The sequence below is a fragment of the Martelella mediterranea genome (genome assembly GCF_021021415.1).
Lineage (GTDB): Bacteria > Pseudomonadota > Alphaproteobacteria > Rhizobiales > Rhizobiaceae > Martelella > Martelella mediterranea_C.
The window spans coordinates 14,571-27,200 of sequence record NZ_JAINWJ010000057.1; the positions used below are offsets into that span (position 1 = coordinate 14,571).

Annotated in this window: 13 protein-coding genes; 8 read left to right on the forward strand and 5 right to left on the reverse strand. The window is 62.9% G+C overall.

Annotation, left to right across the window (positions count from 1 at the left end; translation table 11 throughout):
• Positions 1-14: 14 nt before the first annotated feature.
• Entirely contained in the window at positions 15-296 is a 282-nt protein-coding gene (locus tag K7H91_RS22850; protein ID WP_230722498.1) for a BolA family protein, read from the reverse strand.
• A 162-nt stretch (positions 297-458) separates the two neighbouring features.
• On the opposite strand from K7H91_RS22850, the gene K7H91_RS22855 reads away from it, so the two are divergent.
• The 4 genes from K7H91_RS22855 (at position 459) to K7H91_RS22870 (ending at position 5,007) form a co-directional block, all read left to right on the forward strand.
• Positions 459-1,100 (forward strand): J domain-containing protein, encoded by a 642-nt coding sequence (locus tag K7H91_RS22855; RefSeq protein ID WP_230722499.1) that lies wholly within the window; start codon positions 459-461, stop codon positions 1,098-1,100.
• A 70-nt stretch (positions 1,101-1,170) separates the two neighbouring features.
• A complete protein-coding gene (gene cobS / locus K7H91_RS22860) occupies positions 1,171-2,163 on the forward strand; it encodes a cobaltochelatase subunit CobS (RefSeq protein ID WP_230722500.1) in 993 nt (330 codons plus the stop codon).
• A gap of 10 nt (positions 2,164-2,173) precedes the next feature.
• The gene (gene cobT, locus K7H91_RS22865; protein ID WP_230722501.1) at positions 2,174-4,072 is read left to right on the forward strand and encodes a cobaltochelatase subunit CobT; all 1,899 of its coding nucleotides are present in this window, start codon (positions 2,174-2,176) and stop codon (positions 4,070-4,072) included.
• Positions 4,069-5,007, forward strand: coding sequence for an esterase-like activity of phytase family protein (locus K7H91_RS22870; RefSeq protein WP_230722502.1), 939 nt, complete (start codon positions 4,069-4,071; stop codon positions 5,005-5,007). The genes cobT and K7H91_RS22870 overlap by 4 nt, the downstream gene beginning before the upstream one ends.
• Here K7H91_RS22870 and K7H91_RS22875 read toward each other — a convergent pair.
• A complete protein-coding gene (locus K7H91_RS22875; RefSeq protein ID WP_230722503.1) occupies positions 4,991-5,692 on the reverse strand; it encodes a TetR/AcrR family transcriptional regulator in 702 nt (233 codons plus the stop codon). The two genes, K7H91_RS22870 and K7H91_RS22875, sit on opposite strands and share 17 nt — an antisense overlap.
• Before the next feature lie 96 nt (positions 5,693-5,788).
• Here K7H91_RS22875 and K7H91_RS22880 point away from each other — a divergent pair, with 96 nt between their 5' ends.
• Positions 5,789-6,331: a VOC family protein gene (locus K7H91_RS22880; protein WP_230722504.1), complete on the forward strand. Its 543-nt coding sequence runs from the start codon at positions 5,789-5,791 to the stop codon at positions 6,329-6,331.
• Positions 6,332-6,335: 4 nt separating this feature from the next.
• On the opposite strand, the gene amyA is transcribed toward K7H91_RS22880, so the two are convergent.
• On the reverse strand, positions 6,336-7,823 hold the full coding sequence (gene amyA / locus K7H91_RS22885) for an alpha-amylase (protein ID WP_230722505.1): 1,488 nt from the start codon (positions 7,821-7,823) through the stop codon (positions 6,336-6,338).
• 184 nt (positions 7,824-8,007) lie between these two features.
• On the opposite strand from amyA, the gene K7H91_RS22890 reads away from it, so the two are divergent.
• Positions 8,008-9,441, forward strand: coding sequence for a mannitol dehydrogenase family protein (locus K7H91_RS22890; protein WP_230722506.1), 1,434 nt, complete (start codon positions 8,008-8,010; stop codon positions 9,439-9,441).
• On the opposite strand, the gene K7H91_RS22895 is transcribed toward K7H91_RS22890, so the two are convergent.
• Complete coding sequence (locus K7H91_RS22895) at positions 9,431-10,063, reverse strand: VUT family protein (protein WP_230722507.1); 633 nt, start codon at positions 10,061-10,063, stop codon at positions 9,431-9,433. The two genes, K7H91_RS22890 and K7H91_RS22895, sit on opposite strands and share 11 nt — an antisense overlap.
• Before the next feature lie 96 nt (positions 10,064-10,159).
• The gene (rpmB, locus tag K7H91_RS22900; protein ID WP_026173307.1) at positions 10,160-10,456 is read right to left on the reverse strand and encodes a 50S ribosomal protein L28; all 297 of its coding nucleotides are present in this window, start codon (positions 10,454-10,456) and stop codon (positions 10,160-10,162) included.
• Between the two features lie 228 nt (positions 10,457-10,684).
• Between rpmB and K7H91_RS22905 the strand changes: the two genes are divergently transcribed.
• Positions 10,685-11,464, forward strand: a complete 780-nt coding sequence (locus K7H91_RS22905; protein ID WP_230722508.1) for a DUF3108 domain-containing protein — start codon at positions 10,685-10,687, stop codon at positions 11,462-11,464.
• Between the two features lie 4 nt (positions 11,465-11,468).
• A complete protein-coding gene (locus K7H91_RS22910; protein ID WP_230722509.1) occupies positions 11,469-12,341 on the forward strand; it encodes a DMT family transporter in 873 nt (290 codons plus the stop codon).
• The last annotated feature ends 289 nt before the right edge of the window (positions 12,342-12,630 follow it).

Consider the following 12,630-nt stretch of genomic DNA (forward strand, 5'->3'; position numbering starts at 1 on the left):
TGCCCCTCGCCCCGCTACCACCGCGTCGGCTCGTCGGGTGCTGCGGCTTCGATCGCCAAAGCATGAAGGCCATGGGCGAATTCCGGGCCCAGTGCCTCATTGACGGCACGATGTCGTGCGATGCGGCTCATCCCTTTGAACTTGTCGGATACGATCCTGATCCTTAAATGGGTGATCTCGGGCGCGTCCGGATCATTGTAGTGGCCGGAATGTTGCGCGCTCTCGTCTTTCAAAATCAGCCGTTCGGGATTGAACAGGGTATTCAGCCGGTCTTCGATTGCTGCGGCCATCGCCATCGTTTCACTCCTTGTCGCGCGTGGCGCGTCGGACGGAAAGGTCAAAAACCGGCTTTCGCGAACCCCGCGCCGTGGTCAACGCGTTAACAGGGCAGAAAGCCAGTAAGAAATCCCGTTGTCAATTCTTGTTGTGGCGGGCTTGGAAGGTCATAATCACGCGCCATGAATCTAGATTCCAAATATTTCGACCGCCTCCGCACCAAGCGCAAGGGCCCCGCCACGGCAAAACCAGTCGATGCGGAGACCGCTGTGCCCGAGTGCCAGTGGGACGGCTGCCACAAGCCCGGAAAGCACAAGGCCCCCGTCGGCCGCAATGCCGAGGGACAGTTTTTCCTGTTCTGCTTCGAGCATGTGAAGGCCTACAACAAGGGCTATAATTATTTCGAGGGCCTCTCCGACAGCGAGATCGCGCGCTATCAGAAGGAAGCGCTCACCGGCCATCGCCCGACCTGGACCGTCGGCGTCAACGGCGATACCCGCAAGACGCCGCTGAACGGCTCCAAGAAGGCCGGCAATGCCGCATCGGGGGCGCGCATGCGCGATCCGTTCGGCTTTGTCCATGACGGCAGGGATGGCAGGCCGCAGCGCCCGAAGCGCGAGCGCAAGCTGAAGACGCTGGAGGCCAAGGCCTTCGACACGCTGGGCTTGAGCGCCTCGGCCACATCCGACGACATCAAGAAGCAGTACAAGCTGCTGGTCAAGAAACACCACCCCGACGCCAATGGCGGCGATCGCGGCTCGGAGGAAACTTTTCGCGCCGTGGTGCAGGCATACCAATTGTTAAAGCAGTCCGGCTTCTGCTAGGACGCTATTATCAAAAGCAGATAAAAGACCGTTGAGCGGCCTTTTCCCAGGAGGCCGCGCTGGAGAAATGATGAGCAAGATCGATCTGGACTACTCGAACCTTCCGGACACCACCATCTCGGTTCGTGAAACCTTCGGCCTCGATGTCGACCTGAAAGTCCCGGCCTATTCGACCGACGACCCCTATGTGCCCGACCTCGATCCCGACTACCTTTTCGATCGCGACACCACGCTCGCCATTCTCGCGGGCTTTGCCCATAACCGCCGCGTCATGGTCTCCGGCTATCACGGCACCGGCAAGTCCACCCATATCGAGCAGGTCGCCGCGCGGCTGAAATGGCCGTGCGTGCGCGTCAACCTCGACAGCCATGTCAGCCGTATCGACCTCGTCGGCAAGGACGCAATCGTGGTCAAGGACGGGCTGCAGGTCACCGAGTTCAAGGACGGCATCCTGCCCTGGGCCTACCAGCACAATGTCGCGCTGGTGTTCGACGAATATGACGCCGGCCGCCCGGATGTGATGTTCGTGATCCAGCGCGTGCTGGAATCGTCGGGCCGGCTGACGCTGCTCGACCAGAGCCGCGTCATCAGCCCCCACCCGGCCTTCCGCCTGTTTGCGACCGCCAACACGGTCGGCCTCGGCGACACCACCGGGCTTTACCACGGCACCCAGCAGATCAACCAGGCCCAGATGGACCGCTGGTCGCTGGTGACCACGCTCAACTACCTGCCGCATGAGCAGGAAGTGAACATCATCCTCGCCAAGGTGAAGAGCTTCGCCGCCACGCCCGAGGGCCGCGAGACCGTTTCCAACATGGTGCGCGTTGCCGACCTCACCCGCTCGGCCTTTGTCAATGGCGATCTTTCGACAGTGATGAGCCCGCGGACGGTGATCAACTGGGCCGAAAACACCGAGATTTTCGGCGATGTCGGCTTCGCCTTCCGCGTCACCTTCCTCAACAAGTGCGACGAGTTGGAGCGCACGCTGGTGGCCGAGCAGTATCAGCGCGCCTTCGGCGAGGAGTTGAAGGAAAGCGCCGCCAACGTCGTGATCAGCGCCTGAGGAAATTTTCATGGCCGGTCCCGGCGACAATCGAAAATCCAACCCCTATGCGCCCGTAGACCTGGAGCCGCTGCACCGGGCCGTTTCTGGCTGTGTGCGCGCGATCTCCGGCGAACGGGAGGCGGAGGTCGTGTTTTCGCGCGACCGGCCGGGCATGAGCGGCCACCAGATCCGGCTTCCGGAATTCTCCAAGCGCCCGACGCCCGAGGAGCTTGCCGTGGTGCGCGGGCTTGGCGATTCCATGGCGCTGCGCATGGCCTGCCACAACCCCGTGACCCACGCCCATATGTCGCCCGGCGGCACCGAGGCGCAGTCGATTTTCGACGCTGTGGAACAGGCGCGGATCGATTCGATCGGGGCGAAGCGCATGCCCGGCATGGCCAAGAACCTTGCCGCCATGCATGCGGAAAAATACGAAAAGGCCAATTTCGCCGCCATCGACCGCAAGGAAGACGCGCCGGTGTCCGAGGCTGTCGCCATGCTGGTGCGGGAAAAGCTGACCGGCGAAAAGCCGCCGGAATCGGCCGGAAAGGTGCTCGATTACTGGCGCGATTTCATCGAGGACAAGGCCTCCGTCGACCTCGACCGGCTGGAAAGCTCGATTGACGATCAGGATGCTTTTGCCCGGGTTGTCCGCTCGATGCTGTCGTCGATGGAAATGGCCGACGACTATGCCGGCGACGAACTCGACAATGACGACGAGGAGGAAAACCTCTCCGACGAGGAGCAGCCGCGCTCCGAACGCGAGAACGACGAACAGGTCGAGGAGCAGGCCGGCGAGGATTCCGCCTCCGCCGATGATAGCGACAGCGCCGACGAGGAGATGGACCAGGGCGAGCTCGACGGCGCGGAAGTGGCCGATACCGATCTCGACGACGAGGCCGATCCCGATTCGGAAGTCGCCGGCGAGACCAAGCGCCCCAACACCGCCTTCGACGATTTCAACGAGAAAGTCGATTACCGCGTGTTCTCGACCGAGTTCGATGAGGAAATCACCGCCGAGGAACTGTGCGACCAGGAAGAACTCCAGCGCCTGCGCGCCCATCTCGACAAGCAGCTCGCCCATCTTCAGGGCGCGGTCGGCCGGCTCGCCAACCGCATGCAGCGCCGGCTGATGGCCAAGCAGAACCGCTCCTGGGATTTCGATCTCGAGGAAGGCTATCTCGATACCGCGCGGCTGGTGCGCATGGTGATAGACCCGATGCAGCCGCTCTCCTTCAAGATGGAGCGCGACACCCAGTTCCGCGACACCGTGGTGTCGCTGCTGATCGACAATTCCGGCTCGATGCGCGGCCGCCCGATCACCGTTGCCGCCACCTGCGGCGACATTCTGGCGCGTACGCTGGAGCGCTGCGGCGTCAAGGTCGAGATCCTCGGCTTCACCACCAAGGCGTGGAAGGGCGGCCAGTCGCGCGAGAAGTGGCTGGAGGCCGGCAAGCCCGCGGCCCCCGGCCGCCTCAACGACCTGCGCCATATCATCTACAAGTCCGCAGACCAGCCGTGGCGGCGCTCGCGCGCCAATCTCGGCCTGATGATGCGCGAAGGGCTGCTGAAGGAAAACATCGACGGCGAGGCGCTGATCTGGGCCCATGACCGGCTGATGGGCCGGCCCGAGCAGCGCCGCATCCTGATGATGATCTCAGACGGCGCGCCGGTCGATGACTCCACGCTGTCGGTCAATCCGGGCAACTTCCTCGAAAAGCATCTGCGCGCGGTGATCGAGCATATCGAGACGCGCTCGCCGGTGGAGCTGCTGGCGATCGGCATCGGCCATGACGTCACCCGCTACTATCGCCGCGCGGTCACCATCGTCGATGCCGACGAACTGGCCGGCGCGATGACCGACCAGCTAGCCGCGCTGTTCGAGGAACAGGGCGCCGAGGCGCCGACGCGTCGACGCGCCAGATGATACGTGCCCTTCTTCTTGCGCTGGCGCTCGTCAGCGCGCAGGCTTCGGCGGCGGATGTCTCTTCCACGCGGATCGAAAGTTTCGCCAGCGACCCGAGCGTAACCCGCTTCGGCGAACTGCAATTCGTCGGCGGGCTCAAGTTGTCCGGGCTGCATGGGCTTTCCGCGATCCGCTTCCTGCCCGGCAGCGAGCGCTTCATCGCAATTGCCGATTATGGCCAATGGGTCGATGGCGAGATTACCCGCGATGGCATGGGAGGACTTTCCGGCGTCGCCGATGTGACGGTCACGCCGATGAAGAACGCCGATGGCGTGCATGCCAAAAAGGTCGACATGGATGCCGAGAGCATGACGATCAAGGACGGCCGGATCCTCGTCGGTTTCGAAAACAAGCACCGGATCGATCAGTACCCGCTGAAGGGCCACGACGACGCAACGGCGAAGCCCGGCCCCGATTTCCTAATTCCCCGCCACGAGTTGCGCGCCAATGGCGGCATCGAGGCGATGGCGACCAATGCCGATGGCCGTACCGTGGTAGTGGCGGAAAAGAGCATCGACAGCGACGGAAACCTGTTTGCCGCCATCATTTCCGGTCCCGGCACGGGCATTTTCAAGGTCGTCAAGAATCAGGAATTCGACGTCACCGACGCCGCCTTCCTCCCGGACGGCGACCTGCTGCTCCTGGAGAGGCGTTTTTCGCTTCTGGGCGGGATCGGCATGCGCATCCGCCGTATTTCCGGCGATACGATCCGCGCCGGCGCGGTGGTCGACGGTCCGGTGATCATGCAGGCAAGCGGTTTGAACCGGATCGACAATATGGAAGGCCTCGACGTTATCGCGATGCCCGACGGCAGCCTGCACCTGATCATCATCTCGGACGATAATGATTCGGTGCTGCAGCAGACGTTGATGCTGGAGTTCAGGCTGGCCGGCTGACTCGCGGGCCAGCGGCCCTTTCATCCTCAGTAGGCGCGACCATCGCCCGGATCATCTTCAGCCCCTCAAGATTGAGGCGCGCTGCCTCTTCCGGCGAGAGATCGTCCCAGTTTTCCGCAAACCAGCGGTCAAGCGCGCGGGCGGCGGAAAGCACCATGTCGACGATCAGCGCGCGCGGCATGTCGGAGCGGACAGCGCCCAGCCCCTGCCCCTTTTCCACGAGCAGCTCCAGAGCACCCCTGATCCGCGCGAGCGGCGTTTCAAGCGCCTTTTCCGTCTGCGGGCCCTCATACATCGTCCGGCCAAGCGCCGCCATAACGGGATCGGCGACAAGAGCCCCGCTGAGGCGCTCGAACGCCGCGTAAATGCCATTCCAGAATGCATTGATGGTGGTGGCCCGGAGCGGCGCGGAAAAGTCCATCCGGCCGACCAGTTCGCCGAGCGCGCGTTCGATCACGGCGGAATAGAGATCGCCCTTGTCGTGAACATAGTAATAGGCCTGCCCCTTGCTCATGGCGGCTGCGGTCAGGATGGCGTTCATCGACGCGCCGGCAAAGCCGGCCTCTGCGAAAGCCGCCTCGGCCGCGTCCAGCAGGCGCGCGCGGCGATCCGACGCCAGCGCTTCGAGCCTTGCGAGCGCCGTGTCGCCCTCCGCCATCGGCTTCCTCTTGTCTTCCGCAGCCATCAATCCGCCTTCATTGACATTTTAGACCAGTGGTCTAAAAACACATACACCAGATCGCGACGGATGTCCCGTCCGCCGCAAAACAGGAGATGCACAATGCGCTGGCGCGGTGTCAATCATGTTGAATTCTCGGTTCTCGACTACGAGAACTCGGTGGCGTTCTACGACCGGATGTTCGGCTGGCTGGGCTACAAGAGCTTCTGGACCATGGATATCGGCTACCACTCGACCTATTACATGGCGCGGTTCCCGTTCCCCCACAGCTATATCGGCATCCAGCCTGCGAAAACCGGCGGCAAGCTCGACCACGAGGCGCGCGCCACCGGGATTCATCACATTGCGCTGTGGGCGAAGAACCGGAAGGAGGTCGACCGCTTCCATCGGGAGTTCCTCGTTCCAAACAGCGTTCCCGTAACGGAGATGCCGGCGGAATATCCGGTCTATGCGCCCGGCTATTACGGCGTGTTTTTCGACGATCCCATCAACGGCATCCACTGGGAGCTGGCGCATATCCCGAAAATCGCCTCGCCCATGGCCTACCGGCGCTCGGCTGAGGCGTGGAAACAGGCGGAAGCCGAGCATTCCGAATGGCAGGGCTCGCCCGCGAAGAAGGCCTTTCGCACGCTGCCGCGCGGATAGGCATTCAAAGCGCATCCTCGCGCACCCAGACGCTGACGCTGCCGCCATTGACCGGGAAAGCGGCATTACCGTTCTCATCCGCCGTCACCGTATCCTCACGATGACCGAGAAAATCGCGGAAGCTTGCCCCGGCATGCCCCTCGCCGAGTTCGACATGCTTGCTGGCTTCCTCGCCGTTGGTGAGCACCGTGACCGAGCCCGGCGCCTCATCGGTTCCATGGCGCACGATCGCCAGGCAGTTCGGGTCGTCGAACATGTCGGTCTGGCCGCCATTGGCGAATCGTTTGCGGGCGGAGAGCAACGCCGGCAGGCATTCGACCTTCGGCATCACGATATCATACTCCTTGCCATCACTGCCCTTGTCGCGATAGTCCGCGCCGTAGAGGTCGGCGTAAAAGACGCTCGGCACGCCCTGCTCGCGCATCAGGATCAGGGCATAGGCGAGCGGCTTGAACCACGGCTCGACGGCGGCCTCCAGCGATTGCAGCGGCTGGGTGTCGTGATTTTCCACCAGCGTGACGGCATGCTCGGGCTGCGCCGAAAGCAGCGATCCGTCGAAGATAGTGCGCATGTCGAAATCGCCGCCGCCCTTGGAGGCGTCGTGGAAACGGTGGTGCAGGCCGACATCGAAGAGCAGGAGCTGGCGGTCGACAAGTTCCAGATAGTTCTCCAGCGCGCCGATATCCGGATGCCAGTATTCGGCGACCACGAACAGGTCTTCCTTCACGCTTTCGCGCATATGGCCGATCCAGTCGCGGAAGAACCATGCGGGGATGTGTTTGGCGGCATCGAGCCGGAAGCCGGCGACAGGCACCTGCTCGGAAAACCATCGGCCCCAGTATTTCAGCTCCTCATAGACCGCGCGGTTGCGGAATTCGATGTCCGAGCCGATCAGGTAGTCGTAATTCCCGAGCTCCTCATCGACCTCGCCGCTCCATTCGCCCTCGCCATATTCATTGACGAGCCGGAAGACGCCGGTGTCGGTCGGGTCCTCGATATAATCGACGCCGGTAAAGCACTTCTGGCTCCAGACGAACTCGGAATGCCTGCCCTGCCGTCCCGGAAAGGTGAAGCGGGTATAGGCATGGGTCTCGAAGGCCTCATCCTCGATCTCGTTGCGATCATCGGGGTTCGCGCGGCGCACCTTGACCGCCTCGCGCTCGTCGCCGCCCATCTTGTGATTGAACACGACGTCGTGGATCGCCCCGATCCCGTGTTCCGCCAGCGTCTTGCAGGCGGCCTCCAGCGCATCGCGGTCGCCGTATTTTGTGGGGACGGTGCCTTTCTGATCGAACTCGCCGAGATCGAACAGGTCATAGGTGTCATAGCCCACCGAATAGCCGCCGGCGGCACCCTTGTAGGCCGGCGGCAGCCAGACGTCGGTGACGCCGATCTCTGCGAGATTCTCGGCCTTCTCGGCAACCTCGCCCCAGAGCCTGCCGCCGTCGGGATAATACCAATGGAAAAACTGAAGAAGAACGCGTCCGGCCACATTGCCCTCGCTGGATTGGATGGATAGCGCTTAGAAACGGTTCGCGCCGGGTAAAGTTCCGCGCCCTTTGAGCGAGGTTGCATTCTGGCGCTCCGGCCGATGACATGCAAACTTTGCTTGACCGCAGCCGCCGCCCGCCGCGATAAGGTGCCTGCAATATGTCAGGCATGCACGAGGAGTTCCGATGCCAGAAACCGTCATCCGCGCCACCTTCGATCCGGCCTCGCTCCGCCCGCGCATCCTCCATATCGGCTTCGGCGCCTTCGCCCGCGCCCATCTGATGGTCTATCTGCAGGAAGGGCTGAACGCCGCCGGCGGCGACTGGGGCGTGGTGGCCTGCCGGCTGCACTCCGGCGTGGAAGAGCTTTCCGCGCTCGACAAGGCCGGGCGTCGCTATCTGGTGGCAGAGATCGACGGCAACGGCGTGACCGCGCGCGAGATCGCCGTGGTCGTCGGCACCTGCCATCCGGGCCGCGACGGCATCGATTCGCTGCTCGACCTGATCGCCTCCGAGCCGCTCTCGGTCATCAGCCTGACGATCACGGAGAAGGGCTATTGCTGCCGCAACGGCCAACTCGATCTCGACCACAAGGGCATCCGCGCCGATCTGGAAAACCCGGAAAATCCCAAAACCGCGATCGGCGTGATTGTCGCCGGGCTCGCGCGCCGCCGCGCGGCCGGGCTTTCCGGCCTCACCGTGCTGTCCTGCGACAACCAGCCCGACAATGGCCGGCTGGTGCGTACGGCTGTGCTCGCCTTCGCCCATCAGCGCGACGGGCGGCTTGCCGACTGGATCGACGCCCATGTCACCTTCCCCGGCACCATGGTCGACCGGGTGGTGCCGGCACTCGACGACGAAGGACGCGCGTTGCTGAAGAATATCAATGGCGGCAGGGCGGATGACAACGGCATCGTCTGCGAGCCCTTCCGCCAATGGGTGATCGAGGACGATTTCGCCGCCGGCCGCCCGCCCTATGCCGAGGGCGGCGCGATGCTGACCGACGACGTGCGACCGTTCGAGATGATGAAGCTCAGAATGCTGAACGGCGCGCATACCTTCCTGGCAATGCTCGGAAGTCTCGCCGGGCTGGAGACGGTCGATGCCTGCATGGCCGATCCGGTGTTCCGCAAGGCCGCTCGCAGCCTGATGCTCGACGAACAGCGCCCGACGCTGCCCGCAACCGAGGGCGTCGATATCGAGGCCTATGCCGACGACCTGATCGCCCGATTCGCCAACCCGAAGCTGAAACACCGCACCGGACAGATCGCCTGGGATACCAGCCAGAAACTGCCGCAGCGCTTGCTGCATTCGGTCGAGGAGAATATCGAGGCCGGCAGACCCTTTCCGCTGCTGGCGCTCGCCGTGGCCGGCTGGATGCGATTCGTAAAGCTGACGGCGGAGAGCGGCGGCACGCTGACCGACCCGCTTGCCGACCAGTTGCTGGCTATGGCGCGGGACCGCGAGGGCGAGGCGCTGGTCGACGGCCTCATCGCCATCGACACAGTCTTCGACGCGGATCTGGCGGCGCATCCCGCCTTCCGCGCCGCGATCCTCAAAGCCTATGACAGCATTGTCGAAAACGGACCGCGCGAGGCGGTAGCCATAGCTAGCCGTTGACGGTGCGCATCGGCCTGAGCCAGGAAATCAGCGCCGCATAGGGCAGGAGCATGATCAGGCTGAAGGCGAGCTTGACCGACAGATCGCCGAGCGCCCAGGAGATCCAGCGCGGCGCTTCGAGCGCGAACACGCCGAGAAGCGGCGCCGTGCCGAGCGCGAACTCGTCGTTGGGACCGATGAAGGCGAAGATGGCGGCGAAGCTGATCGAGAAGAACAGAACCGTGTCGAGCACGGAGCCGAGAAGCGAGCCGGCCAAGGGCGCCTTCCACCATGTCTGCCGGCGCAGGCGGTTGAAAACCGAGATATCCAGAAGCTGACCGACCAGAAACGCCGTGCCCGAGGCGATCGCGATTCGCGGCACGGAGGCGTAGAAGGAAAACGCGACGCCGACCACGAAACCGGCGATCACCACCTTGCGGGCGGCCGACGGGCCGAACTGTCGGTTGGTGAGGTCGTTGACCAGGAAGGCGAGCGGATAGGTGAACGCGCCCCAGGTCAGCAGATCGGCGAGCGATATGCCATACAGCGTTCCGGAAACCGGATACTGGACGAGAATGTTGGAAAGAAGCACGACGCCTGCCATCAGCAGGCTGTAGATAAGAACGGATTGCGTCTGTCGCATTTTTTTACCCTGGGTGATGCCACCAGCTGGAGAACGAATAAAGAGAGCCTTACCGGCTGGCGGCAAGGCTCTCCAGTTCAGTCAGAATGCCTGAAATCAGGCGGCGGCCTGTTCGGCCGTCTTCTTGATGATTTCCTTGCGCAGAAGGCGGGCGCGCGGCGAAAGATCGCGCTCGCCGGACTTCAGCAGGAATGCGTCGAGACCGCCGCGATGCTCAACGGAGCGGAGCGCCGCCGCCGAAACGCGCAGGCGATAGCTCATGCCGGTTGCTTCCGACATCAGGGTTACCCGGCAAAGATTGGGAAGAAACTTGCGACGGGTCTTGTTGTTGGCATGGCTTACATTGTTGCCGGACATCACGCCCTTGCCAGTCAATTCACACATGCGGGACATGGTTTCACCTACTTGTTCTTCGTTGGCCAAGGCTTTCAACGGGACAGCCATGCCCCGCGATCCAATTGGCGGCTCATTGGAAAGTTGCGGTTCTATAATCTTGCCTTCGCCAAAGGTCAAGGCGATTTGGAGGTTTTTCGCGGCGGACAAAAAATTAACGACTGTTTTTTTGACGCCAGCTACGACATAAACGGGGGGTGATCGAACTTCAATGGACGGGTGCGGGATATGGCAGCTAAACTTCTTCAATCGCTCGGACTCGCTGTGGCGCTTCTTGCCGCGCCCGCCGCGCACGCCGAGGATATCAAGCAGCAGACCGTCTACACGCTGTCGTTTTCCGGCATCAAGATCGCCGACGCCGTGTTCAACACCACGGTTTCCGACGGCAAGTACAATATCAATGCCGATATCGAGGCGGCGGGGATAGGCAATCTGTTCACCTCGATCGCCGTCAAGGTCGATGCCGACGGATTGTGGAAGAACGGCAAACCGGAAACGCGGGAATTCCAGCTCATCTACCGCGATGGCGACTACGCCCGCGATTATGCCGCCACCTTTTCCAACAAGCGGGTGACGAAATCCACCATCGAGCCCGATCCGGGCCCGCGCGCAGACAACTGGGTCGAGGTGAAGCCGAAACATCTGCGCAATGTGATCGACCCGGTTACCGCGCTGCTGCTGCCGCCTTCCAAGAACCCGTGCGCAACCACGATCTCGATCTTCGACGGCGAAACCCGGCTCGAGCTTGAGATGGCCTCGGCGGGAAATCGGCCGTTTTCCACCAAGGGCTTTTCCGGCCGCGCGATCGGCTGTGCCGTCCGGTTCAAGCCGGTAGCCGGCTATGAGCGCAAGGATGAGGACATCGAATATCTCGCCAATTCCCGCGAACTGGTCGTCTGGTTTGCCTATAACGAGGAACTGAATGTGTTCGCACCGGTCATGGCCCATATCCCGCTCAAGATTGGGCGACTGACGATCTACGCCTCCAAATTCGGCCTGCCCCGCTAGCATCATGAGCATGCGTGCAACTCTGATCGGCTTTTCAGCCGTGCTGATGTGGGCGTTGCTGGCGCTGTTTACCGCCGCCTCCGGCAATGTGCCGCCGTTTCAGCTTTCGGCGATCGCCTTTGCCATCGCCAGCCTGCCGGGGATCGCGGTGCTGATCGCGCGGCCAGAGCGCCTGCAGCGGCTGCGGCAGCCGCCAAAGGTCTGGATCGTCGGCATTGCCGGCCTGTTCGGCTATCACTTCCTCTATTTCACCGCGCTCAGAAACGCGCCGGCGGTCGATGCCGGGCTGATTGCCTATCTGTGGCCGCTTTTGATCGTGGTCGGCTCGGCGCTGCTGCCGGGCGAGCGGCTGAGAGCCCACCACATCATCGGCGCGCTTGCGGGCTTTGCCGGCACGGCGATCCTGGTCACCCGCGGCGGCGGGCTGGCCTTCAGCGGGGAATACGCGCTCGGTTATTTCGCCGCCTTCCTCTGCGCCTTCACCTGGTCGGGTTATTCGCTGGCCTCGCGTTCCTTCTCCAAGGTCTCGACCGATGTCGTCACCGGCTTCTGCCTGGCAACCGCCCTGCTCTCGCTGCTCTGCCATATCGGGCTCGAGACCACGGTCTGGCCCGAAAATTTCGGCCAGTGGCTGGCGGTGGCGGGTCTCGGCCTGCTGCCGGTCGGCCTCGCCTTCTACGCCTGGGACTATGGCGTCAAGCACGGCAATATCCAGGTGCTGGGGGCGGCAAGCTATGCCGCGCCGCTGCTGTCGACCATCATCCTGATCATCGCTCGATTCGGCGAACCCGGCTGGCGGGTGATCGTGGCATGCCTGCTGATCACCGGCGGCGCGGTGACCGCCGCCCGCGACATGATCAGAGGAAAGAATTCCTAAGCGGGAGCTGTGAACGAGGGCTGGGAACCACCCTCCGACCCTTTATTTGACGCCCGGCTGTCATGCGGGACTTTACCGCATAGCCCCCAAACCTTCTCGCCCCGGAGGGGAGAGATGTCGCGAAAGCGACAGTGAGGGGGGGAGACTATCACCACGAACGCCCTCACGATCTGATCCGCTGCGCCACCCTCACTGCCCCTTTCGGGGCATCTCTCCCGCCAGCGGGAGAGAGTATTGGGAGCAAGCCTCACGGCCGTATACAAATACTACACCAGCGCGACCGCTCACC

What these genes read in the sequence shown, in the direction of transcription:
- K7H91_RS22850 (WP_230722498.1), bottom strand. Translation starts at nt 296, where the DNA reads ATGGCGATGGCCGCAGCAATCGAAGACCGGCTGAATACCCTGTTCAAT.
- K7H91_RS22855 (WP_230722499.1), top strand. Translation starts at nt 459, where the DNA reads ATGAATCTAGATTCCAAATATTTCGACCGCCTCCGCACCAAGCGCAAG.
- cobS (WP_230722500.1), top strand. Translation starts at nt 1,171, where the DNA reads ATGAGCAAGATCGATCTGGACTACTCGAACCTTCCGGACACCACCATC.
- cobT (WP_230722501.1), top strand. Translation starts at nt 2,174, where the DNA reads ATGGCCGGTCCCGGCGACAATCGAAAATCCAACCCCTATGCGCCCGTA.
- K7H91_RS22870 (WP_230722502.1), top strand. Translation starts at nt 4,069, where the DNA reads ATGATACGTGCCCTTCTTCTTGCGCTGGCGCTCGTCAGCGCGCAGGCT.
- K7H91_RS22875 (WP_230722503.1), bottom strand. Translation starts at nt 5,692, where the DNA reads ATGGCTGCGGAAGACAAGAGGAAGCCGATGGCGGAGGGCGACACGGCG.
- K7H91_RS22880 (WP_230722504.1), top strand. Translation starts at nt 5,789, where the DNA reads ATGCGCTGGCGCGGTGTCAATCATGTTGAATTCTCGGTTCTCGACTAC.
- K7H91_RS22890 (WP_230722506.1), top strand. Translation starts at nt 8,008, where the DNA reads ATGCCAGAAACCGTCATCCGCGCCACCTTCGATCCGGCCTCGCTCCGC.
- K7H91_RS22895 (WP_230722507.1), bottom strand. Translation starts at nt 10,063, where the DNA reads ATGCGACAGACGCAATCCGTTCTTATCTACAGCCTGCTGATGGCAGGC.
- rpmB (WP_026173307.1), bottom strand. Translation starts at nt 10,456, where the DNA reads ATGTCCCGCATGTGTGAATTGACTGGCAAGGGCGTGATGTCCGGCAAC.
- K7H91_RS22905 (WP_230722508.1), top strand. Translation starts at nt 10,685, where the DNA reads ATGGCAGCTAAACTTCTTCAATCGCTCGGACTCGCTGTGGCGCTTCTT.
- K7H91_RS22910 (WP_230722509.1), top strand. Translation starts at nt 11,469, where the DNA reads ATGAGCATGCGTGCAACTCTGATCGGCTTTTCAGCCGTGCTGATGTGG.